Origin of the sequence: Flavobacterium sp. (assembly GCF_036741995.1) — a bacterium.
Lineage (GTDB): Bacteria > Bacteroidota > Bacteroidia > Flavobacteriales > Flavobacteriaceae > Flavobacterium.
In genome coordinates, this window is sequence record NZ_DAINRG010000037.1 from 1 (window position 1) to 23574 (window position 23574).

25 protein-coding genes are annotated in these 23574 nt (G+C 37.0%); 17 read left to right on the forward strand and 8 right to left on the reverse strand.

The window, feature by feature from the left end; genetic code table 11:
* The first annotated feature begins 914 nt into the window (after nucleotides 1–914).
* Both V7D82_RS10200 and V7D82_RS10205 read left to right on the forward strand, forming a co-directional pair.
* On the forward strand, nucleotides 915–1385 hold the full coding sequence (locus V7D82_RS10200) for a hypothetical protein (protein WP_333600877.1): 471 nt from the start codon (nucleotides 915–917) through the stop codon (nucleotides 1383–1385).
* A 684-nt stretch (nucleotides 1386–2069) separates the two neighbouring features.
* Nucleotides 2070–2792: a YoaK family protein gene (locus tag V7D82_RS10205; protein WP_333600878.1), complete on the forward strand. Its 723-nt coding sequence runs from the start codon at nucleotides 2070–2072 to the stop codon at nucleotides 2790–2792.
* A gap of 95 nt (nucleotides 2793–2887) precedes the next feature.
* On the opposite strand, the gene V7D82_RS10210 is transcribed toward V7D82_RS10205, so the two are convergent.
* Both V7D82_RS10210 and V7D82_RS10215 read right to left on the reverse strand, forming a co-directional pair.
* Complete coding sequence (locus tag V7D82_RS10210) at nucleotides 2888–5209, reverse strand: T9SS sorting signal type C domain-containing protein (protein WP_333600879.1); 2322 nt, start codon at nucleotides 5207–5209, stop codon at nucleotides 2888–2890.
* Nucleotides 5187–5447, reverse strand: a complete 261-nt coding sequence (locus V7D82_RS10215) for a hypothetical protein (protein WP_333600880.1) — start codon at nucleotides 5445–5447, stop codon at nucleotides 5187–5189. The genes V7D82_RS10210 and V7D82_RS10215 overlap by 23 nt, the downstream gene beginning before the upstream one ends.
* Before the next feature lie 362 nt (nucleotides 5448–5809).
* Here V7D82_RS10215 and V7D82_RS10220 point away from each other — a divergent pair, with 362 nt between their 5' ends.
* The 5 genes from V7D82_RS10220 to V7D82_RS10240 all read left to right on the forward strand — a co-directional run bounded on the left by V7D82_RS10220 (nucleotide 5810) and on the right by V7D82_RS10240 (nucleotide 8667).
* Nucleotides 5810–6451, forward strand: a complete 642-nt coding sequence (locus tag V7D82_RS10220; protein WP_333600881.1) for a T9SS type A sorting domain-containing protein — start codon at nucleotides 5810–5812, stop codon at nucleotides 6449–6451.
* A 39-nt stretch (nucleotides 6452–6490) separates the two neighbouring features.
* Complete coding sequence (locus V7D82_RS10225) at nucleotides 6491–6910, forward strand: DUF1801 domain-containing protein (RefSeq protein WP_333600882.1); 420 nt, start codon at nucleotides 6491–6493, stop codon at nucleotides 6908–6910.
* Nucleotides 6911–7019: 109 nt separating this feature from the next.
* Nucleotides 7020–7658, forward strand: a complete 639-nt coding sequence (locus V7D82_RS10230) for a hypothetical protein (RefSeq protein ID WP_333600883.1) — start codon at nucleotides 7020–7022, stop codon at nucleotides 7656–7658.
* Between the two features lie 34 nt (nucleotides 7659–7692).
* Complete coding sequence (locus V7D82_RS10235) at nucleotides 7693–8055, forward strand: glyoxalase (protein WP_333600884.1); 363 nt, start codon at nucleotides 7693–7695, stop codon at nucleotides 8053–8055.
* A gap of 42 nt (nucleotides 8056–8097) precedes the next feature.
* The gene (locus V7D82_RS10240) at nucleotides 8098–8667 is read left to right on the forward strand and encodes a DUF4256 domain-containing protein (protein ID WP_333600885.1); all 570 of its coding nucleotides are present in this window, start codon (nucleotides 8098–8100) and stop codon (nucleotides 8665–8667) included.
* Between the two features lie 5 nt (nucleotides 8668–8672).
* Here V7D82_RS10240 and V7D82_RS10245 read toward each other — a convergent pair whose 3' ends face one another.
* On the reverse strand, nucleotides 8673–9446 hold the full coding sequence (locus V7D82_RS10245) for a S1/P1 nuclease (RefSeq protein WP_333600886.1): 774 nt from the start codon (nucleotides 9444–9446) through the stop codon (nucleotides 8673–8675).
* 220 nt (nucleotides 9447–9666) lie between these two features.
* Between V7D82_RS10245 and V7D82_RS10250 the strand changes: the two genes are divergently transcribed.
* The 3 genes from V7D82_RS10250 to V7D82_RS10260 all read left to right on the forward strand — a co-directional run bounded on the left by V7D82_RS10250 (nucleotide 9667) and on the right by V7D82_RS10260 (nucleotide 12713).
* A complete protein-coding gene (locus tag V7D82_RS10250; RefSeq protein ID WP_333600887.1) occupies nucleotides 9667–10560 on the forward strand; it encodes a hypothetical protein in 894 nt (297 codons plus the stop codon).
* Nucleotides 10561–10680: 120 nt separating this feature from the next.
* Nucleotides 10681–12324 (forward strand): phospholipase D-like domain-containing protein, encoded by a 1644-nt coding sequence (locus tag V7D82_RS10255; RefSeq protein ID WP_333600888.1) that lies wholly within the window; start codon nucleotides 10681–10683, stop codon nucleotides 12322–12324.
* 8 nt (nucleotides 12325–12332) lie between these two features.
* On the forward strand, nucleotides 12333–12713 hold the full coding sequence (locus V7D82_RS10260) for a ribosomal maturation YjgA family protein (protein ID WP_333600889.1): 381 nt from the start codon (nucleotides 12333–12335) through the stop codon (nucleotides 12711–12713).
* On the opposite strand, the gene V7D82_RS10265 is transcribed toward V7D82_RS10260, so the two are convergent.
* Together V7D82_RS10265 and fabG are read right to left on the reverse strand one after the other, a co-directional pair.
* Nucleotides 12705–14732: a hypothetical protein gene (locus tag V7D82_RS10265; protein WP_333600890.1), complete on the reverse strand. Its 2028-nt coding sequence runs from the start codon at nucleotides 14730–14732 to the stop codon at nucleotides 12705–12707. The genes V7D82_RS10260 and V7D82_RS10265 overlap by 9 nt on opposite strands.
* Before the next feature lie 37 nt (nucleotides 14733–14769).
* Nucleotides 14770–15516: a 3-oxoacyl-[acyl-carrier-protein] reductase gene (fabG, locus tag V7D82_RS10270; RefSeq protein WP_333600891.1), complete on the reverse strand. Its 747-nt coding sequence runs from the start codon at nucleotides 15514–15516 to the stop codon at nucleotides 14770–14772.
* A 131-nt stretch (nucleotides 15517–15647) separates the two neighbouring features.
* Between fabG and V7D82_RS10275 the strand changes: the two genes are divergently transcribed.
* From V7D82_RS10275 to V7D82_RS10305, 7 genes are all read left to right on the forward strand, one after another.
* Entirely contained in the window at nucleotides 15648–16190 is a 543-nt protein-coding gene (locus V7D82_RS10275) for an RNA polymerase sigma factor (protein WP_333600892.1), read from the forward strand.
* 23 nt (nucleotides 16191–16213) lie between these two features.
* Entirely contained in the window at nucleotides 16214–16483 is a 270-nt protein-coding gene (locus tag V7D82_RS10280) for a hypothetical protein (protein ID WP_333600893.1), read from the forward strand.
* Nucleotides 16484–16485: 2 nt separating this feature from the next.
* On the forward strand, nucleotides 16486–16962 hold the full coding sequence (locus tag V7D82_RS10285) for a periplasmic heavy metal sensor (protein WP_333600894.1): 477 nt from the start codon (nucleotides 16486–16488) through the stop codon (nucleotides 16960–16962).
* On the forward strand, nucleotides 16955–17650 hold the full coding sequence (locus tag V7D82_RS10290) for an MbnP family protein (protein WP_333600895.1): 696 nt from the start codon (nucleotides 16955–16957) through the stop codon (nucleotides 17648–17650). The genes V7D82_RS10285 and V7D82_RS10290 overlap by 8 nt, the downstream gene beginning before the upstream one ends.
* Nucleotides 17647–18669: a cytochrome-c peroxidase gene (locus V7D82_RS10295; RefSeq protein ID WP_333600896.1), complete on the forward strand. Its 1023-nt coding sequence runs from the start codon at nucleotides 17647–17649 to the stop codon at nucleotides 18667–18669. The genes V7D82_RS10290 and V7D82_RS10295 overlap by 4 nt, the downstream gene beginning before the upstream one ends.
* A 70-nt stretch (nucleotides 18670–18739) precedes the next feature.
* Nucleotides 18740–20089, forward strand: coding sequence for a YHYH protein (locus tag V7D82_RS10300; RefSeq protein ID WP_333600897.1), 1350 nt, complete (start codon nucleotides 18740–18742; stop codon nucleotides 20087–20089).
* Between the two features lie 4 nt (nucleotides 20090–20093).
* The gene (locus tag V7D82_RS10305) at nucleotides 20094–21269 is read left to right on the forward strand and encodes a cytochrome-c peroxidase (RefSeq protein WP_333600898.1); all 1176 of its coding nucleotides are present in this window, start codon (nucleotides 20094–20096) and stop codon (nucleotides 21267–21269) included.
* A gap of 55 nt (nucleotides 21270–21324) precedes the next feature.
* Here V7D82_RS10305 and sucD read toward each other — a convergent pair whose 3' ends face one another.
* From sucD to V7D82_RS10320, 3 genes are all read right to left on the reverse strand, one after another.
* Entirely contained in the window at nucleotides 21325–22197 is an 873-nt protein-coding gene (gene sucD / locus V7D82_RS10310) for a succinate--CoA ligase subunit alpha (RefSeq protein ID WP_333600899.1), read from the reverse strand.
* Between the two features lie 93 nt (nucleotides 22198–22290).
* Nucleotides 22291–22650, reverse strand: coding sequence for a nuclear transport factor 2 family protein (locus V7D82_RS10315; protein WP_333600900.1), 360 nt, complete (start codon nucleotides 22648–22650; stop codon nucleotides 22291–22293).
* Nucleotides 22651–22653: 3 nt separating this feature from the next.
* Nucleotides 22654–23568 carry a UDP-3-O-(3-hydroxymyristoyl)glucosamine N-acyltransferase gene (locus tag V7D82_RS10320; protein WP_442902388.1) on the reverse strand — a complete coding sequence of 305 codons (915 nt, stop codon included), beginning with the start codon at nucleotides 23566–23568 and terminating at the stop codon, nucleotides 22654–22656.
* Nucleotides 23569–23574: the final 6 nt, after the last annotated feature.

Consider the following 23574-nt stretch of genomic DNA (forward strand, 5'->3'; position numbering starts at 1 on the left):
GAACGTGAAGTCATAAATCGTTCGTATTTGTCAAACCTTAAATTCGAAAGCTATGGATATAATTTCATTGGTTTTGATTTTCCTCATAGTTAGGGAAACAAACAATCGGTAAAAAGAAAAAGCTCCTTAATTGGGGCTTTTATATTTATTTAAGATTTATAAAAAATTCAAAAAATCTAATTGAGTTTGAATTGTCCTCGGTAATCTTAACATCACAATTTATTTCTTCTTTATACAATCTTAGCCATCTTAAAAATTTCCAAACTAAAAATTCATTACTTAGACCAATACAATTAATGTTGAAGTATAAAGAGCATTCGTTCCGCGTCATAAAGTCTATAAGTTTATCGCAGACAAAAGGTCTTAAATCTTTGTCGTAAATAGTTTTACCATTGACTTGATGTATAACTAATGGAATTAAATGGACTTCGTATTGATTTGGCGTAGCCGTTTTTGTATACGTGAGATTATATTGATTGCGTTTCTCTAAAGTTCTAAAATGACAAAAGGGAACCCCTAGAGCAACTGTCTCCTCAATAATCTCCATTACAAAAAATAAGGGTTAATTAAATAGAGATTTTTGAAACTCAAAAAATGCTCTCTTTTTCGCAATAAGTTTTTTTATGCGCTCAATAGTAGAACTATCAGGAGCCTTGTCAATAGAAACGCTGATTCCGCTCTTTTGTATAAAAGATACGAAGTCATTTGTTTTATATAAAGTTTTCTCGTTCATCACTATTATTGTTTTATACTGCAAAGATACTTATTTATCAACATAAAAGTAAGACAAAATGTTAAATTTTAACTTTTATTTTGCATTTAATCGGATTTATATGCATTTAATCGTCTATTTATAGCGTTTAAAAATAAAATGTTATGTTGTTAATTTAGTTATCAACAAAAATACAACAATTATGCCGATAAATAAAAAGTGGGTTACACAAGTATGTAATTGCCAAAACAATCCTGCTGACATTTTAAATGGAATGAGAGAATGCATTAAACAAAAAGACTTTAAAAATGCTGCTAAATTATTCGCGATAGCTGGGGTTTATGGAAAGTTTGATACTTACAGAGTTAAAGATAAAACTGCACATCAGGCTTTATTGGTTTTACAACAAAATATTATTATGAATCTTGACGAAAGTGAAAGGAATTCTTTATTTGAAAGTCTTAAAAAAGAGCTTGAGAAAGGTTCAAATAATTTAAATGAAATTTGTCAAGCAATCAGAAAAATCGGGTTTCCTAAATATTATCCAAAATATATGATTCAGCATGGAATTCAAGCTTTTACAGAAAAAGAAGGTGATGGACTTAATGAAAAGTTTGATAGTGTAGTGTCTTGGAATCTGGCATTAAAAGAGTATTTGCATTGCGGAGAATGATAATCTGCACACAACAGCGGTTTCACACAATGGCTGGTTCCGATTTTCCTCAGCCGGAAAATCGAAAAGAAATTTCCATACATTTATAACTAATCACTAAAATGCTCCGCTACTGGCACAAGGCCGCGGAACGTTATAAGCAAGCTTATTTCAATTCTTTAAAAGCCAATTTAGTAGTATAACCGGCGATTGAATTTACTGTTTTGATGAATGTATTAACATAACAAATGACAGTATTAACATAACAGATGTTAGTTTTAATATAACAGATGGTAGTTTAAGAATAACAGGTGGGAGTTTAAACATAACAGGTGGGAGTTTAAACATAACAGGTGGGAGTTTTAACGTAACAGATGGGAGTATTAAACATAACAGATGTTAGTTTTAACATAGCAAATGGGAGTATTAAACATAACAGATGTTAGTTTTAACATAACAGGTGAGAGTATTAACCTATATCCCAATTGAAGTAACATAATTGGTCAATAAATAAACGTAAATAATATAAAGCCTGCTCATAACAGCCGTTTTAAGCAACTGTTAGGCTTGGCCTCTCCCCGATTTGCTGGCGGAAATCTTAAAGTTGTTTTGTACTTGGAATAATTAGTGCTAAATTTAACAGCTACTACAAACAGTGTAATCTTGTGTACAATTTTGAAAAATCAGAAGTAAAAACCATTAAAAATGTTTAGACATCAAGGAAAAACAAGAACTTTAAGCCATAATTTGCGAATTGCTTCTTTATTATCTTTTGTTGCAGGAATTGTAAATGTTGCTGGTTTTTTAGCTGTTCAAAAATTAACAACAAATGTCACTGGGCATTTTGCATTTTTTGTTGATGAAATACTCAAGTTGAACTTTTGGAACGGATTTGTTTACTTTTTGTATATATTTTTCTTTTTTCTTGGGGCATTTGTTTCAAGTTATTTAGTCGAACTTATTTCCCAAAAAACAGAACGAAATATTTATGTTTTTCCAACATCAATCGAAATTTCAATATTATTCGCAATCGGAATATTTGGCAGAAGTTTAATAAACCAAAACCCGAATATAATTGCTTGTAGTTTATTATTTGCTATGGGTTTACAGAATTCCTTAGTAACTAAAATATCGAATGCAACTGTAAGAACAACACATTTAACATGTCTTTTTACCGATTTAGGAATAGAGTTATCACAACTGTTTTTTTACAAACAAACCGAAATGAAAGCGAAATTATATTCGTCTATTAAGTTGAGATTAACAATAATAAGTTTCTTCTTTATTGGCGGAATAATAGGCGGAGTATTTTACACAAAAATTGAATTAAGAGTATTATTCATTGCAGGAGTTACTTTAATAATGGGGTTGATTTACGATAACATAAAATTGAAAATAATTATGTTGAATCGAAAATATCATCACTAAAAATAGCACTTAACAGCGGTTAGCAACAAAAGCATGGCTCAAACTTCTATTATGTTCGTAACAACAAATCATCCAATCGTTGCACTGGGTTACTCTTACTGTATGGCAATTTTTTTCGTAACACTATCCTGATTATCGAAGCTTATTTTGACCAAAACAATCTGAGTGGCGGCATGTAAAGTGTTGGTTTGGAATAGATTGGTATTTAAGCCTTTTTGACTAAACAACAATTTCCCTAAAATATCAAACACTTCTACTTGTGCCATTGGTGTAGCCGAACAGATTACCTGTAACTGATGGCCTGTGCTTATAATTTTCACATCATCTTTGACAAGCGGTGGATTCGTTACATTAAACGCCTCATCAGTAAACCGTAATTCAAAACGATTTTCAAAAGTACCTGCTGTTGTTACAAAAGTATAGGCAGCAGCTTTTAAATCCTGTACTATATTAGTGGTTTTATCCAGTAAATATATATTTTGAGTATCGAAAAGCCCATCGAAATTGTCTAGATTAATGCTCAACTCCCCATTCACTGTTGTGCTGTATGCAATTGGAATACTATCGGTCTCTGAAAAAGGCAGGCTTTTTCCCTGAATCGATAAATCATGGGTGCCCACCTTCGTATAAATACTTACGGGACTACCCACCTGTATCATTTTACTGTCAAACACAGAATCGAAATCATTAGTTGCCCCTTCCACATATCCTATCAACATTTGATTGTAAGCACCATCAGCACTGTTTAAGGATAACCAAATGCGATGTCTTTCCAAACCTTCAGAAATAGTGGTGGCAGTAGCCGAAGCGTGTCCGTTTTTGAAAAACTGGGTATTGTTTCCTGCTAAACGGGCAGCGTTAGTAAACGTTGCTGAATAAGTTCCGTTCGCTAAACTGGTATTGGCCTCAATAAAAAAACCCTGGCCAGCAGCTACTTTGCCTGTTGGCACAGCCCCTCCGGATGGTGCAGCTATCCCCGTTCCTACCATTCCGGTAAGATTGTATTTGGCATAATCATTTATGGTATACTGATTACTGGTAATAGGTGTAGTATGGGTCCAAAAATAAGCTGTCCCGGTCATAACTGCCGTGTTTGCCGTAATAAACACATCAATGTCTATTGCAGAGGGATAAGGATTTCCAATCAGGTTGTAACTTGGTACGGCAGTTTTGATGACCGGTACATTAATGACTCCGTTATTTGGAACACCCGTAAAAATGGTTTCTACTATCTGGGTTGGACTATAGGTCAGATTGCCTGGCGCTCTTCCCAGATAACCAATCCCTGGTGTCATGACAGTCGCCCCGGTTTGATATACATAGGTGTTCCCCGATGTATTGAAGCTGTAAAATAATGAATTGGTCGCCAACTGGCTCAATGTAGCCGCTGCCACCGGAGATGACCAATAAGTATAGTCGTATTGTCTTAAAGCTGTAGTTTTTCTTTTATAGCTAATATTTCCGGTATTTACAGAAGCATCATTGGTCTGCAACAAACTGGCTCCATCTTCGAAAGTTAAGGAACCACCACCACTAACAGCAACAGCATTGACTATGGTTAAGGTATGCCCTGAATTCATAGTTACCGCAACTCCTGGATTAATCTCTAGAGAACAAGCGGTTATATCGCCTGTTGAGGAATAGGTTCCTGCAAACACTGCTATCTGACTACTTGTTGGAGGTAATCCTGTTGACCATGAGGTTCCGTTCCAGATATCGGTTGGCTGGCCAGTAATGGTTACGCTTGCTGCCGGTGAAATACAACCGGAAGAATTTTTAGCGGTTACACTATAGGTACCACTGGCAACACCACTAAAAATACCAGTTGTATTGGTATAAGTCAACCCATTAATGCTATACGTCATTCCGGCTCCCGTTGGCGAAGTAATCGTAATTGTCCCTGTCGCCAGAGTACAAGTTGGCTGTGTAAGCGTAGTCACAGGTGTAGCGGTTGCCAAACCCGAGTTAACCACCACTGTTATTTCAGCAATCACAACCGGATTTCCGGGAAGAGAAGATTTCATTTTTACCTGATAAGTGTAGGAACCCGCACTGGCAGGTGCGGTTAAACTATAACTTGGACTAGCCAAATAGGTTGTTCCGCCACCGGGTAATCCGCTTCCTAAAAACGAATAAGTATAAGTGCCATTTGGCGGTGGTGTAGCAAAAAGATTTAAAGTGTTACCGGTACAAACAGGTGAATTGGAAGTTAAGCTGCCTGTTCCTCCAAAGTTCATCAGGTCATAAAAGCTAAAATCGGCCCCTGCCCCTCCGTTACAGCTTGCCAGTAAATTGGTGCCGATGTAAATACGTTCCGATGCATTACAAGAACCTCCAACGAGAGATCCTCCCGGATTGATGATCATTGACGAACCATCGCCAAGAGTAAGCCTATTATTGCCTGGGGGTAAAATCAAGGGAAGCATTGTTTCTGACTACAAGCTGAATTGCCCCAAGGCAACTTAGGTTTAAATCAGAATCCATATAAATACTTGATGCTGAGGTGCCATCCCCAACATAAATTATGCTACAGCCACTAAACGAACTACAGGTTAAGGAGCTGGCATTTACGGGTGTTCCGGTAATAGTACATTGGGCATTTAAGTCTAATGAGAATACCAAAACCGCTACTAATAATAGTAAAAATGGTTTCATGATATATCTTTTTTTGAGTAGGCCGAGTACCGAGTAGAAGTATGGTACTATAAATATATGCTATAATCGGAGCTCTGAAAAAAATAGTCGGTGAAGTACCAAAAACAACTTTTAACTACACAAGAAGACGAATCAATTATTAGAATGCTGGCTTGGAAATGAATTAAACAAAAAAAAGCAGCTGTTTGCTCATGCCTACCAATTGTATGGCTTGAAATTTATCAGAGTCTGTAATGAATGTATTCCCTCTTTTGCTTAAGGTTTTTTCGTTCAAAGTTTTTGGTATATTTGTGTTAATCAGTACAAAATCATAACAGCTTCTACAAACTCCGGAACGTTATGCAACCTAATAAATCAGAAATATGAAAACAAAACTACTCTTTTTCTTATTCTTCATAGCTTTTATGTTTAGCGCCTTTGGGCAAAATAATCCGGTAGAGAATTTAACTTTTTCACAATCCTATGAATATCCAAATAATTTTTTTGAATTGAATTGGGAAGAACCGGCACAGCCTCACAATGAATTATTAGGATATAATATTTACCGTAACGATGAATTGTTCAGATTTCAAACAGAAACCACTTTGTATAATTTAAACACCCCTTTATATGGTTTTGTTTCGAATTGTGGTGTGAATTTTTTAGCCTTAGACAATCAAAGTCAGCCTTATGTAAATGGTTTTGATATTCACGTTACAGCAGTTTATAATCCAGATCAAATAGAATCCAATTATTTGCAAACGGTTCATTGTTATGGCGCTTTATTGACTACTACTAATTATAGTCGTGAAAAAGCGATACTATTTCCAAATCCGACCAACGGATTATTGAATATTGGAAACATAAATTTGGAAAAAATTATTATTTATGATATTTCAGGAAAAGCAATAAGGGAGTTGCTGCCTGAATCGCAAATTGATTTAAGCAACATTTCAAAGGGACTTTACATTATAAAACTATTTTCTGAACGAGAAATTATTATAGACAAAATACTAATTGAATAAATTACATCGAATAACAGTAGTCTATAGTATCCATAATATATGAACATACAAGAACAAATCAAAGAGTATATTACTGGTCAACCTGAACCAAAACGCAGTGATATGCAAGAGTTGCACCGCATCATTCTGAAAATAATGCCGGAATGTAAATTGTGGTTTCTGGATGGCAAAAACAGTGAAAATAAAATTGTTTCTAATCCTAATATTGGATATGGATTTTACACCATAAAATATGCTGACGGAAAAACCAGAGCGTTTTATCAAATTGGTTTGAGTGCAAACAAAACCGGAATTTCTATCTATATCCTTGGTATCGATGATAAGACATACTTAGCCAAAACGTATGGAAAAGAAATAGGTAAAGCTAGCGTGACCGGATATTGCATTAAGTTCAAAACGCTAAAAGATATAAACATTGAAATACTTGAAGCTGCCATCCGATACGGATTGGCGATGTAGAATTAATAAGTTGAACTATCAATATTAAGATATTCATAAAAAGTGAAACCTAAATTGTACTTGTAGAATAACACTTTAAATGAGCATAAAATTTTAAACCAATTTGAATATGATGCTAAAAAAATATTCCGTTCTACTGGGAATGTGTATGTCAGTATTGCTGCTACTAATTGCTACGATGGTATATCCCGGAGGTTCAATGTTTGACAAAAATTCGGTTGGTTTTGAGTGGTCGAAAAACTTTATCAGTAATCTCTTCGGAGCCAAAGCTGTCAATGGATTAGACAATCCGGCCAGAATTTGGGCTATTGGAGGAATGTTTTTTCTTTCTGCCAGTCTTGCGGTATTTTTCATTAATTTTTCCAAAAAAATACCGGCAAAAGGAGCTGCAAAAGTGGTAAAATATTTAGGTGGTGGTGGCATGCTGTTCACTTTTTTAATTGCAACCCCTCTGCATGACATAATGGTCACAATGGCTAGTACACTGTTTCTTTTAGGTCTGTTTTATATTACTGTTTTTGTTTTCAAGTCAAAGTTGCATTTTTTCAAATTCCTATGTGTAGTTTGTCTGCTTCTTTTTTACAGTAGTCTATACATATTCGGCATCCGTGATTATATAGAGTATCTACCAATACTGCAGAAAATTACCTTTTCCAGTGTCATAATTTTAGTTGTAGGATTGGAGTATTTTACCCAAAAAGAAGATTTTCAACACATCAAAGTGGGCAAGCAAAAGAAGAGTAATTAAACAACAAACCCATATTAATTATTTTAAGTAAACCATGAATCCAAAAATAAGATCAATTCGCCCCTTTATTGGAGCAAAAAACTTTGCAGTTTCCAGAAATTTTTACCGTGACTTAGGTTTTGAAGAAATCATTTTGACCAACAACATGTCATATTTTAAAATGCAGGAAGTTGGCTTTTATTTGCAAGATGCTTATGTCAAAGATTGGATAGATAATTCAATGGTTTTTGTAGAAGTAGACGATGTAGAAGAGTTCTGGAGAAAGATTACCACTTTAAATTTAACCGCCAAATATGAGAATGTTAAAGTGGTTCCCATCAAAAACTATGATTGGGGGAAAGAATGTTTCGTACACGATCCGGCCGGAATCTTATGGCACTTTGGCGAATTCTTTTAAGCATATTACTTAATTTTGTTAGCAACTCACAAGTAACATATTATGAACATAGAAAATAAAAAAGCGTTGTCAACTGAAGAAACAAAAATACTATTCAGCATTTTAAAGGACCGCTTTGAAAAAAACAGGAACCGCCATAATGATGTTGAATGGCCTAAAGTATTGGCGAAATTGGAAATGGCTAATGAAAAACTTTGGTCGCTCAATGAAATGGAAAAAACCGGTGGTGAGCCCGATGTAATTGGGTATGATAAAAAAACGGGAGAATACATTTTTTATGACTGTTCTGCCGAAAGTCCCAAAGGTCGAAGAAGTGCCTGTTACGATCGTCAAGCGTTAGAGTCAAGAAAAGAGCATAAACCTGCGACTAGCGTGATGGATATGGCTGCAACAATGGGCATCGAAATTTTAAACGAAGTAGAATATCGCGACTTGCAACAATACGGAAATTTTGACACTAAAACATCGAGTTGGCTAAAGACACCGCCTGAAATTAGAAAACTTGGTGGTGCTATCTTTGGAGACTGGCGGTACAACCATGTATTCATTTATCACAACGGAGCCGATTCCTACTATGCGGCCAGAGGATTCCGTGGCTCCCTGCGAGTGTGATTTTACTAAGTACTTACCTTAAAATAATGTTCTAAAACCGCTGCCAATCGTATGCCGGCATCTAGCAATTGTGATTTGATAATCGGATAAGCCTCATCAATATAATTGGGATTTACTTTATTGTCATGAACATCGTAAGCATTCTTAAGATATCCTCTGGATTGTTTTGCCCATCCAATGATATCTATTTTTTTTACGGCTTCTAATTCTTCTGACGTATACTTTTTGCTGTTTAAAACATCAGTCAATGATGTTCCTTCAAACTCTATAATACCTGAATCCCATGTAGCATGAAGATTAGAACCATAACTACTCATAAAGTTTAGCTGCACTGTATTGCCTCCTTTATCTGATGGATAACCAATGTGAAGCGGCTGATGCAAATCGCCTATAAGATGAAATAAAAATAAGATGCGTCTTTTCACATCGTCATGGGATAACGTTTGTTTGTGGTCAAGATCTTTGAGAGTTTGGTTCAATACTGTAACTATGTTCTCTCCTACCGGCATTTCTTTGGACCCTTTTTCAAGGTCTAAATAATGATAAGGCTTCATATAATCATTGGCATGATCGCTTTTAATGGCATCCATCCAGTTGGCAGCATCTTCAATGCTCATGCCATCGAGATAGTCCATCACATTTTTTTTAGTAGCTTCATCCATGTAATGGAAGGCCACTTCGGCTACAAGAGCATGCCCTTTATTTCCCCATGCAAAAGAAGTATTAGAACTAATAAATAAAGCAATGGTCAGTGCCATTGTAATGAGTGGACGTTTCATAAGTGGTATTTTAATGAGCCAAATATATTTTAATATTGTTTCACTAGCATCAAGGATATGTTAAAAAACATAAAATGCTTTGTAAACGCCATTTTAATCCTAAAAACATGAAAGATTTTTTTGCTAAAGTAGTTTTGTGATTGGTGGTTTATTGATAAATTTACGGCAGTTGCACAGCAGCAGTTAAATCCAAACAATAATTCCATCTCAATTCGTTTACATGAAAACCAATGCACTTCTTTTGATTGTCATCATTACCATTTTATCGGTAAGTTGTAACAAGACTAATGACATCAAAACAATAACCGGAAAACATTACCAGCTCAGAAAAGCACCTAATCAGAAAGCAGTATTGATATTATTTCCAAGCTATCCGGGAGATATTGAAGACACTCAAAAAGAAGCCGTTTTTTTAAAAGATATTGAGCAGGAAGGAATTACAACTTTACTTCTAGACATTAACCAAAAATTATATTTAAGAGAAAATAAAAAGCAAGAATATGCCAAGTTACTCAACACCATTTTGAATCAAAACAAAGTACTGAAACAAAATGTTTTCATTGGCGGGTTTTCAAGTGGTGGCAACCTGGCCGCAGTTTTGTGTGATTATTTACTAAAAACCAAAGACCAACTCCAACCCAAAGGAATGTTTGCCGTTGACTCCCCTATTGACTTGGAACGATTATATAAAACGGCCAAGAAAAGCGTTGTCGAAAATGTCGATAAGGCGGCTTATAATGAGGGATTGTTTCTAGGCGAACTATTAGAAACCGAATTAGGAAACCCTCAAAAAGATTTGACAAAATACAAAGAATTTTCCCCTTACTTAGTTTCTACCAACAGCACCAATAACATTGCTGCCCTGAAAGATATCAAGGTTAGGTTCTACACAGAACCCGATTTAGCATGGCAGAAAAAAAACAAAAACCGGAACTACGAAGATCTCAGCGCTTACAGTTTAGACAAAGCCATTCAAGCATTAAAAACTTTGGGGAGTAAAAAAGCCGAGTTTATCACCACCAAAGAAAGAGGCTTCAGAGCCAACGGCGAAAGACATCCACATTCCTGGAATATCGTAGAAAGAGATGGTTTACTAAAATGGATGCTGCACTAAACTGTTAAGAAATTGCCGGTATGTGAGATTCTTTTGCCTAAATCACAGCAGTATTCAACAGAATAGTTAATATCGATTATTTATAATCATTTTTGACTACTTTTGCTTCAAATACCACTTATGATGAGGCAAAGAAATATTCTTGCTGTAGCTTTTATGGCTATTAGTTTCTCGTTGACTTATGGTCAGCAAACAATTAAAGAAAACGACTATACCATCGTTTATAACAAGTCCAATATTGCACTGCAATTTAATCAGCAAAATGCTGTTATCGTATCGGCGATTGATGTAACTAAAAAAACTCCTGTATCACTTCACAAAGAAGGAACCGGTTACATACTAGACAATCTTACCCCGGCCGAGATAATCAAAATAGACTACCAAGTAACCACTCAAAAAAGCAGTACCGCCAAAAGCGCTTATCTTGCTGTTCCTTCGGCTTCATCAGGAACCATTAATGTGTATTTCAATCATCCGGTTGATACCAGTTATGCTCAAATACAAGCGGCAACCAACTTAGGAAATACAGTCGACGATTTGTTAATTAGTTACATCAATGCCTGTCAAAGCACATTAGATATTGCTATTTATAATTCATCTTCTCCAACAGCCACCACAGGAATTGCCGGAGCTATCAATGCCGCTTATAACAGAGGCGTACAGGTTAGGGTTATTTATGACGGAAGTACCGGAGGCAATATGATTGGATTGCTAAATGTGAATATCCCAAAAGTAGCCAGTCCTGTTAGTTCAAGTTACGGAATAATGCACAATAAGTTTGTCATTTTTGATGCCAATAGCAGTGACCCCAACAAACCTTATGTATGGACAGGCTCCACCAACTGGACGGTATCGCAGATTGATGGTCCTGACAGAAATAGTGTCATAATGATTCAAGATCAAGCCCTAGCTCAGGGATATAAAATTGAATTCGAAGAAATGTGGGGAAGTAATACAATGACCCCGGATGCCGTGGTATCCAAATTTGGACCTTATAAAACCGACAACACACCACATACCTATATCATTGGAGGTAAAACCATTAACAGTTATTTCAGTCCAAGTGACAATACCAACACTAAAATTATTGCCACTATCAATACTGCCAATACCGACATTGATGTGGCAACCATGCTCATTACCCGAAGTGATATCAGCAATGCGCTGATTATGAAATATAATAGTGGATTAACCAATGTAAACGTAGTGGTAGATAGCCAAAACCCTTCCGGAAATCAAATTACTACTCTCCAATCATCGTTATTAGCAAATCATGCTGTGGTCTATACCAACAGTGGTATTTTGCATCACAAATTTATGGTCGTTGATAATTTCAACAGCGCTTCTGATCCTTTAGTCCTTTTAGGTTCGCACAACTGGAGCAGCTCTGCTGAAAACAAAAATGATGAAAACACCTTAATTGTTCACGATTTAAATATTGCCAATCAATACTATCAGGCCTTTGCCTATTTATACCAAGATGCCGGTGGCGTAATTATGTTAGCCAATCCTGAATTTACTACAACTGAATTTGCGCTTTATCCTAATCCGACTACCGGAATTGTGACTCTAGAGGCGAATGCTACGGCTTTAAATGATGTTTCTGTTACCGTTTATGATGCTTTGGGTAAAAGCGTATTTACCAATCAATACACTACTTTGTTACACGAAGACATTTCCATCAGCAATCAAGCTGCCGGACTTTATTTTGTGAACATTCGAAGCAACGGCAAAAGCTGGAGTTACAAAGTCGTGAAAAACTAAATCTTACTTTGTTCCGTTTTAATCGAGTTTACTTTGGACTGGCTGTAGCGCTATTTTTTATCGAAGTTGCGATAGCCCTATTTGTACACGATAAAATCGTAAGGCCTTATATTGGCGATGTTTTAGTAGTAATACTGATTTACTGTTTTGTAAAATCCTTTTTGAATTTGCCGGTAATGACAACAGCTGTTTGTGTCTTGCTGTTTTCCTATACTATTGAAATTCTTCAGTACTTCAATTTAGTTCAAAAACTGGGATTAGAGCACAACAAACTGGCTCGAATCGTAATCGGAAGTTCCTTTGGCTGGGAAGATTTTTTAGCTTATACTATCGGAATTTTAATCGTGATTTTTGTAGAAATAATCGTCGCTAAGAAACAATTACAATAATCCATTATACTTTCTTACGAACCATTCGGTGGTCAGGGAAAGCGCTATTAAAATAAGTAACCAAATCCAATCAATCAAAGGCGATTTTTTGACAATGGTTTTTTGAACGGCTTTATAGCTTTCGTCTGCCAAGAGTTGCTTTATCAAACTATCAACTTGATTAGGAAGAAAGGCTTTGCCCTGCGTTTGAGTCGCTAACTGATTCAACTTATTCCAATCCGGATTGACAAATTGCTTTTCGATATCAAAATCCAATACTTCAAAACTACTGCTGTACGCAGAATTAGAATTCAATTCTTTTACGGTAAACGTATAATTCCCGGCAGCTAATCCATCTAAATTGGCTTGAAAAGCATTGGTGGCTCTAAGCAAATCATAGTTTTTAACCTGCTTCGTTTTTGTATTGGTCACTGCAATAGTCAATCTTGCTCTTTCATCCAATTCATAATTTTTATTGAAATACTGTGCCGTGATTTCTATTCCTTCTCCCGAATTATAAAAGCGCTCATGATTCACCACCAAAGACTTTCTGGCATTATTCGAAGCTAAATACTGAATGATTTTATCTAAGAAAATATCAAAATCCGTAAAGCTCTTTTTGCTCACATAATTCTCGGCACGCCATTTCCAGATGTTCTCCCCGAAAAGAAATGCACTTCGAATTCCTTGATTTTCGGTAAACGCCAATAAAGGTTGATTGGTGGCTATGTTGTGAATTGTAGATGAAAGCAAAGTATTTACATTGCCTTTAGCCGTAATGGTTCCAAATGAATTTTCCAATGGAGGAAACTGTTCAAATCCAATATTATCCAAAGCAAAAAGATTGAACTGACTGTCAAACGAGGCCAAATAATCTTCTTTCTGGCCGCTCATTTTAAACGAAAAGCTGCTCTGATTTTGATTCAAAAAATAGAAATCAGTATCGTTTCCGGTAATAATCCAAGTGTTGATTTTGGCATTGGCATTTTGTTCAAAGATACTTTTGAATTCAGCCGTTGGCTGGTATAAAATCAAAACATTATAATTTGTTAACGATTTGATTTCATTAGGTTTAAGAATAGTTACTTTGCGTTGTGCATTAGTTTCGATAGCGCGCTTTATAGCACCCAAATCAGGATGGGGAAAAGCTGAAATCAAAGCCACTTCTGTCTTTTGATCAATCACTTCCACCGCAAAATTCTTAGTGTTGTTATAGGTATTCTTTTCCTGTTCTTTTGAAGTTATTGTCGCTTTTAGAATTTGTAAACCTACTTTGTCTGCAGGCAGCAAAACATTGAGCGTGGCTGATTTTTTTGTGGGCGAAAAAGCCACTGTTTGTTCGTTCAATAAGGTATTACCTTGTGAAATTTTAAAGGTAGCATTGATGGTTTTCGTTCCTGAATAATTCAAAAAGACCTCTACCGGAAATTTATTTTTGTGAAACGCATATTTGTTGACATTCAATTGTGCCACTTTCAAATCTAAATAAGTGGTGGTATCACCAACAGCTATTGGATAAACCTTATTCTCCGGATTGAAGCCAAACACGTAATCCTCACCCGAAGTTTGATTCCCATCCGAAATCAAAACCGTTGGAAAATGTTGGTTTTTGTAAATATTCTTCAGATTCTTGGCCACAGCATCCACATTAGATTGTTTCCCTTTAAAATCAATCGTATCCGAAGGCAAAAAGTCCTGGTCAAACTGATAGGTTTGTACATCAAACTTATCGGCTAAAGCAGAATTGTCTTTTAATTTATCAAACACTTCCATCGCCGACTTATCCGCTTTCAAATCTTTTATCGAAGCCGAATTATCAATAACAATAGGTAATGGTGTCTTAATCGTCTCAATCGTTTTTCGGGAAATTATCGGATTGATTAGCAATATCAACAATCCAAAAACCGTAAAGAAACGCAAAAAAGCCAAAAGCAAAGTGACTTTCGACTTGCTTTTGGCTTTATAAAAATACTGATAAAACGATATGGCAAACGCTATTCCTAAAGATAGCAATAGTAACAAAATAGTGTTTGTACTCATTATCGGTTTATTCGAAGATTAAAATTTAAATTGGCAATTAGGTTAGCATTCCGCCACAAACGTTCAACACTTGCCCGGAAACATAAGCACTCATATCCGAAGCAAAGAACAAGCAGGCATTGGCCACATCTTCGGGAGTCCCGCCGCGTTTTAACGGAATAGAATCTCTCCAGCCTTGTACTACGTCTTCGTTCAATTTGGCGGTCATTTCGGTTTCGATAAATCCGGGAGCAATTGCGTTACAACGAATGTTTCTCGAACCTAACTCTAAGGCTACTGATTTGGTAAACCCAATCATACCGGCTTTAGAAGCAGCGTAATTGGCTTGTCCGGCATTACCTTTTACTCCCACAACTGAACTCATATTCACGATAGAACCTTTGCGGTTTTTCAACATGATTTTCTGAACGGCTTTGGTCATATTGAATACCGATTTCAAATTGATTTCGATTACTTTGTCAAAATCCTCTTCGCTCATACGCATTAAAAGATTGTCTTTGGTGATTCCGGCATTGTTGATTAATACGTCTACATTCCCGAATTCTGCCATAACATCATCAACCAGTTTTTGGGCTTCGTTGAAATCGGCTGCATTTGATTTATATCCTTTGGCTTTGATTCCCATTGCCGATAATTCGTTTTCCAGAACCAAGGCACTTTCGGCTGATGAACTATAGGTAAAGGCTACATTCGCACCATGTTGGGCAAAAACTTTAGCAATTCCGCTTCCTATTCCTCTACTCGCGCCTGTGATGATGGCTACTTTTCCTTCTAATAATTTCATTGTGATAAAAGTTAGTTTTGATAATTTTAATGAAAGGTCAAATATAGAATAATTTATACTTAGGAAAAAATATCATTTGTATTTAAACCTTTAGTATTATTGCTTGTCGAAAAGTACTGACCAACCAAAAGATGATTAACCAAACCCACTTTGAAAAACTATATCAGGAGTACCGTGTACTCGTGTTCAATGTGGCGTTGAATTATCTGCAGAACCTTGAAGATGCTGAGGAAATTACTCAGGATGTGTTTGTCAAAGTGTATCATTCGTTGGAAAATTTCAATCAGAAATCATCATTTAAAACCTGGATTTATCGCATTACTATCAATCAGTGTTTGGATTTTGTAAAGAAAAAAAACAGTCAGAAACGCTTTTTTATTTTTGGCAAAAAGAGTCAAAATGAACAGGAATATCTCAACACTGCCACCTTTGAACATCCCGGGATTTTGATGGAAAAGCAGGAAGAGGCTAAAATTCTTTTTGAAGTCATTAATACGCTTACCGAAAATCAAAAGACAGCTTTCCTCCTATCCAAATTGGATGGTTTGAGCAATCCGGAAATTGCCGAGATTATGCAACTCAGCGTCTCTTCTATCGAATCCTTGATATTCAGAGCTAAAACAGCACTTCAGGAAAAATTAGCCGAAAAATTTAAAAACTATCGCAAGAAATAAAAATAACCGTCGTCTAAGTAATTATGGAAAGAGAACATTGGATACAAAATGTAATGAGCAGCACTAACGGTATAACGCCAGTTAAACCGAGTGACACTTTATTGTCCAAAATTCAGCAAAAGATAAACCAACAAAACAAGGTTTCTCCAAAAACCGTCTGGCTGGCAGCCGCTTCTATCGCCGTTTTAATAGTTTTAAACATTACCGTTTTAAAAACTAAAGACAAAACCAAAATAGAGACCACTACCGCTTATCAGGAAATGACCGGAAACCAAAGCAATCAGCTATATTAATAATGGAAAAGACAAAACTATTAACGATTTCAGTAATTGGATTATTGTTGCTCAACTTTGCGACTTTGGGGTTTTTATTTTTGAATGGTTCCAAAGAACATCATCCACCTCATGAAGGCCAAAAGCCAAGAGAAATCATCATCGATAAATTGCATTTTGATGCTAATCAACAAAAGGAATATGACAAAATAATCCAATGGCATCACGGAGAAATTGAGAGACTTGACGGAAACATTCGACAAACTAAAAATGAATTGTATGCCCAGTTATCAAAACCGGAAGTCAATGCTAAAACCAAAGACAGTTTGATTGCAGTTTTAAATTCGTATCAAAAGCAAATTGAGCAAACCCATTTCAAGCATTTTGAAGACATCAAAAAACTGTGTCACCAAGATCAAATCGATGATTTCAATGCGCTGACAGAGGAATTGGGAAGAATCTTTGCGCCAAACAAACCACCGAGACCAAGACATGATTAAAAACGGAATTGTTGTTGCCTTACTTTTTTTGGCTTGTTTTAAGAGCAATTCTCAAATCAAAACCGATTCGTTGAGCCTTACTTTTAAAGTAAAATTCAACCAGCTTCCGGCAGCATTCGGCAAACCGTTCATCACCTCAAATAAAGATACCATAGTGTTGGAAACGTTTCGCTGTTATATTTCTAACATTGAAATTCAGTATGCTGATCAATCGGTTTTCAAACAAAACAACAGCTATCATCTACTCGATTTGGAAAACCCCAATTCCTTAGTGATACCGATAACAACCAAAAGCGACAAAGTCATCCGTAAAGTTACATTCAACATTGGCATTGATAGTATTACCAATACTTCAGGAGCTTTGAGTGGTGATTTGGATCCTGTGAAAGGCATGTATTGGGCTTGGCAGAGCGGCTACATCAACATGAAAATGGAAGGCAAAAGTTCGAGCTGCAAAACCCGGAAAAACGAATTTCAGTTTCACATTGGCGGCTATCTTCAGCCCTATTATGCGATGCGAAAAATGGAATTCCTTTATGATAAAAAAACAACACAGCTTAACATTGCCATCGACCTGAATGATTTTTTCACCAACATAAAACTATCCGAAACCAATAGCATCATGATTCCCGGAAAACAAGCGATGCAATTAGCCAATTATAGTACCCAAATGTTTCATTTAGAATGAAAACCTACTGGAAATACTATTTCATATTGGCATTGATTATGCTGGTTTGTTTGGCTTTTTCCAACCAATTTACGACGCCTATTTATCTTGAGGTTCCAAAGAATTGGCCAAAACCGCATTACGATTTTTCCAAAAATCCATTAACCGAAGAAGGATTTCAGTTGGGCCGAAATTTATTCTACGACCCCATAATATCAAGAGACAATACGATTTCCTGCGCCAGTTGCCATTTGCAGCAAACCGGATTCACACATGTAGACCACGATTTAAGCCACGGCATTGAAGGAAGAATTGGCACCCGGAATTCGTTGGCCTTAGTCAATTTGGCCTGGAGCAAAGATTTTATGTGGGATGGCGGAGTGAACAACCTCGAAATGCAACCCATCAATCCCATCACAAATCCTTTGGAAATGGATGAAAAATTAGAGCATGTAGTGGCGAAACTCCAACGAAGCGAAAAATACAAAGCCTTATTTACTAGCGCTTTTGGCGATGAGAAAGTCACCAGTCAGCGCCTTTTAAAGGCTTTAGCGCAATTTACCGTGATGTTAAAATCATCCAATTCGAAGTATGATAAAGTGATGCGCAAAGAAGCTGTTTTTACAAAAGAGGAGCAAAACGGGTACGAATTATTCAAAGCCAATTGCGCTTCCTGCCATACCGAACCATTATTTTCCAGCGATAAATTTGAAAACAACGGTTTAAAACCGGATGCAGTTTTGAAAGATGGCGGAAGAATAAAAATCACAAAAAACAACAAAGATTCTCTGCGATTTAAAGTGCCTACCTTAAGAAATATTGAACTTACCTATCCTTATATGCATGATGGCAGCATAAAAAACCTGGCAATGGTGCTGTTTCATTACACGGAAGACATTTACCAAAGTCCAACTTTATCCAAGCAATTGGTAAAAAAAATGGAATTGAATGAACAGGAAAAAGGGAATTTACTACTCTTTTTAAGAACATTAACCGATGAAGAGTTCATAAGAAATCCAAGATTTCAATATCCGAGATAATTTTTTCATAATCGGCGAATGAATTATAAAAAAACGTCGTCTAAACCAATAACTAACCAATTCACTCCTCATGAAAATAAAATTTTTCACTTCACTGTTTGTTTTAAGTAGCTTATTACTTCAGGCGCAAACCAATCCGGCCATAACATCTTGGTTGCGCAACACCACCGGAATTACCGGTCGTCATTATGTGTCAGGCAACTCCACTCCTATTACGGATGCAGTGGCTGCCAATGTACAAACGGTGCAATATTCTACCAATTGGTCCTACATCACCACCAATGGAATTCCGGCCTATATTACTGGGCCTTTTTTGGATGGCAATCCTTCTTTGGCTACGACTCAAAACGGTGCTATTTTCAAATTTCCATTAAATCCAACTCAAAATACAGGAACCGCTACGGCTACTACAGGTGGTAATATTGGTTTGTTTATTAATGGTGTCGCCTTGTTTGATTATCGCGACGGTGCTTCCTGGAAAATTTCAACAGGAGCCTTAGCCGGAGGACCTTATGGAGGAACAGGTGACGGCAAATGGAATCGTGATGCTGTAGTAGGTGAAAAAGGCGGCTTCGATTGTGCCAAAGCGCATCCGGCCATGGGGAATTATCATCATCATCAAAATCCGAGTGCTTTTAACTTAGACTTAGTTGTTATTTCTACTGTCTGCAGCACTTACCCATCCGATGGTTTATATGTGATTAATACGGCACAACATTCTCCGTTAATCGGTTTTGCTTATGATGGTTTCCCAATTTATGGGGCTTATGCCTATGCTAATGCCGATGGAACCGGTGGCATTGTCAGAATGAAATCGAGTTATCAAGTGAGAAACATTACTACCCGAACAGTTTATGCAGATGGCACAGATGTAACCGATGGTCCGGCAGTGAGTACCACTTATCCTTTGGGTTATTTCAGAGAAGATTACGAATATGTTGCCCATCCTTTAGACCCAAGTTATTTAGATGAACATAACGGAAGATTTTGCATAACACCGGAATATCCAGCCGGAATTTATTGCTATTTTGCTACTGTAGATGCCAATCACAATTCGGCTTATCCTTATGTAGTGGGACCAACTTTTTATGGCAATAAAACAGCGGCCAAAGTAACTTCAATAACTGAATCCACTACTCAATATACTTTGGCTACTACTGATTTTGTGGTTGCCAAATTAAATATTAAAATCTATCCGAACCCGGCACAGGATTTTGTAGCCATTCAAACCGACATGATGGAAAACAATACGGAGGTTACTTTACTTGATGTTTCAGGAAAAATAATTCAAACCCAACAAATTCTACAAGGCAGTACGCTAACTGTTTTTGATTTGCAGACCGTTTGTGATGGAGTGTATTTTCTCAAAATCAACGACAACAAGGACACCAAAACTTTTAAAATAATCATTAACAAATAAGCATATGAAACTAAGATGGATTTCTTTCTTGGCTATAGCATCGCTATGGTCGTGCAGCAACAGTTCTGATAATTATGTTGATCCTTATGCCAATGTAAAAGCAACATTTGGCACAAGCATAGACTTAGATAACCTGGCCAACTACGCCAATCAAACGATTCCCAATTACATCACTCGCGACAATACAGCCGGAAATCCAATTAGTGACAAGGGAGCTACTTTAGGCCGAGTGCTGTTTTATGATAAAAATTTATCTTCCAATAATACGGTTTCCTGTGCTAACTGTCATCAGCAGATCAATGCTTTTAGCGATACCAACGTAGCAAGTGTTGGTGTCAATGGAACGACTGGGCGCCACGCGATGCGTTTAATCAATGCCCGATTTGCCATTGAGAACAAATTCTTTTGGGACGAACGTGCCGCAACGCTTGAATTTCAAACCACACAGCCAATCCGCAACCATAATGAAATGGGCTACAGCGGTGCCAATGGGGATGAAGATTTTAGCAATTTAGTAACGAAACTCAGTAACTTAGGGTATTATAAAGAATTGTTCAAGTTTGTGTATGGTACAGAAGAAATTACCGAAAGTAAAATACAATTGGCTTTGGCACAATTTGTTCGCAGCATTCAGTCGTTTGACAGCAAATACGATACCGGAAGAGCTCAGGTTACGGCTGACAATCAACCGTTTCCTAACTTTACCAATCAGGAAAATCAAGGAAAACAATTGTTTATGGCACCCCCACAATTTGATGCTAGCGGAAGTCGAACCGGAGGTGGTGTAGGGTGTGCCGGTTGTCACGCTGCCCCAGAATTTGATATTGCACCCAATTCGGGAAACAACGGAATTATAGGTGTCTTAGGCGGAACCGGAATTGACATTACCAACACACGAGCGCCTTCGTTACGCGATATTGTTAAACAAGACGGAACACTCAACGGACCGTTGATGCATACGGGAGTATTCACAAGTTTGCAAACCGTTATTGGTCATTACGGAAACATCAATATCGCTCCCGGAAACACTAATCTTGATCCAAAATTAAGACCTAATGGTTTTGGACAGCAGTTAAATTTAACAGCACCGGAAGTCAATGCTCTGATGGCTTTCCTGAAAACATTATCAGGTACTAATGTCTATGTTGATACCAAATGGTCCAATCCCTTTCCTAATTAAACCAAAAAAGCCTCGAAATATCGAGGCTTTTTTTATGCAATATATCTTGGAATTTTTATCCCATTACTTCTTTTACTTTTTTACCAATCTCAGCCGGAGAATCTACTACGTGAATTCCACAAGCTGTCATGATTGCTTTTTTAGCTTCTGCGGTATCGTCAGCACCACCAACAATGGCACCGGCATGTCCCATCGTTCTTCCTTTTGGAGCGGTTACGCCAGCAATAAAACCAATAACCGGTTTGCGATTCCCATCAGCTTTAATCCATTTAGCAGCATCGGCTTCTAATTGACCTCCGATTTCTCCAATCATAATGATACATTCGGTCTCCGGATCATTCATCAATAATTCAACAGCTTCTTTAGTAGTGGTTCCAATAATTGGATCTCCACCGATACCGATTGCGGTTGTAATTCCTAACCCTTGTTTTACCACTTGATCAGCTGCTTCGTATGTCAAAGTTCCCGATTTAGATACAATACCAACCGTTCCTTTTTTGAAAACAAAACCTGGCATAATACCAACTTTAGCTTCCCCAGGAGTAATTACTCCAGGACAATTTGGACCCACTAAACGACAATCCTTTTCTTTTACATAACCATAAGCTTTAATCATATCGGCTACAGGTATGCCTTCCGTAATAGTGATGATTACTTTAATTCCGGCATCAGCCGCTTCCATAATAGCATCAGCAGCAAAGGCTGGCGGAACAAATATGATAGTAGTATCAGCTCCTGCTTTTTCTACAGCATCTTTAACCGTATTAAAAACCGGGCGGTCTAAATGAGTGGTTCCACCTTTTCCCGGTGTTACTCCTCCTACTACATTAGTCCCGTATTCAATCATTTGAGAGGCGTGGAAAGTTCCTTCGCTTCCGGTAAATCCTTGTACTATTATTTTTGAATTTTTATTAACTAAAACGCTCATGTTTGTGTTTGTTTATTGGTGTTTATTTTTTGTGTTGCAAAAGTAGAAAAAAGTGCTCAGTGTTTAGTGCTCAGCCAACAGTTTTTTTACTGATTATAGCTGACTCATTTGATACCCTCGGTACAATTTATCGTTTTTCAATTCCCAAATAACCATGAAATGAGCCAAAAGCATCTCCTCTCTTGGATTTTCAATGGTTTTCACATAATGAGAGTAGCGTACCGAAACAGTATTACCCTCAGCCAGTATATGAGTTATTCTTGATTTGGAACGAACATAAGCTTTGCTCAATTCGGTACTCAGCTCAATAATATCGGCTTTTTTTAGTTTCAAAAAACCTTTGGTACTGTGCCACTCCAAAACCACATCGGGATGTAGGAACTCAGTAACAGTTGCCGTTTCCAACAGTACATCTGACTGGTAAAAATTTTGAACGATTTCTTTAGCGCTCATAGTTTATTTCAATTTATTTAAAATATCCGGGATTCTTTTTACGTTGGCCAATTGCTTCAGTTTCTCACGAGATTCTTCTACCGGAGTGCCAAAATAACTTTTGCCGCCTTCGATAGATTTAGTTACACCTGTTTGCCCAAGCACGACAGCTTTGGTACCAATAGTGATTCCACTGGTAGTCCCAACTTGTCCCCAAAGGGTTACTTCATCTTCTATAATTACACAACCGGCAATACCAGTTTGTGAAGCAATTAAACATTTTTTACCAATAACTGTATCATGACCTACATGCACCTGATTATCAATCTTCGTTCCGGCACCGATAGTCGTATCGCCGGTAACACCTTTGTCAATAGTACACAAAGCGCCTATGCCTACATTGTCTTCAATCACAACTCTTCCACCGGAAAGCAACTGGTCAAAACCTTCTGGGCGTTTTTTATAATAAAAAGCATCAGCACCCAAAATGGTTCCTGAGTGTATAATTACATTATCACCAATTACTGTATTATCATACGCAATAACATTGGCGTGCAGCAAGCAGTTTTTGCCTATGGTTACATTATGTCCGATAAAACAATTCGGTTGAATTACCGTTCCTTCTCCAATAGTGGCTGAAGCTGCAATACTGACATTCGCAGCTACAAAAGGTCTGAAATGTTTGGTAAGCGTATTAAAATCTCTAAAGGGATCATCAGAAATCAACAACGCTTTTCCTTTTGGGCATTCGACTTCTTTGTTAATCAAAACAATAGTTGCTGCCGATTGCAAAGCTTTGTCATAATATTTCGGATGGTCAACAAATACGATATCGCCAGGTTCTACCACATGAATTTCGTTCATGCCATGAACAGCAAAATCGTCAGCACCAATATATTGGCAACCGATAATTTCAGCGATTTCTTTAAGAGTATGTATTCTTGA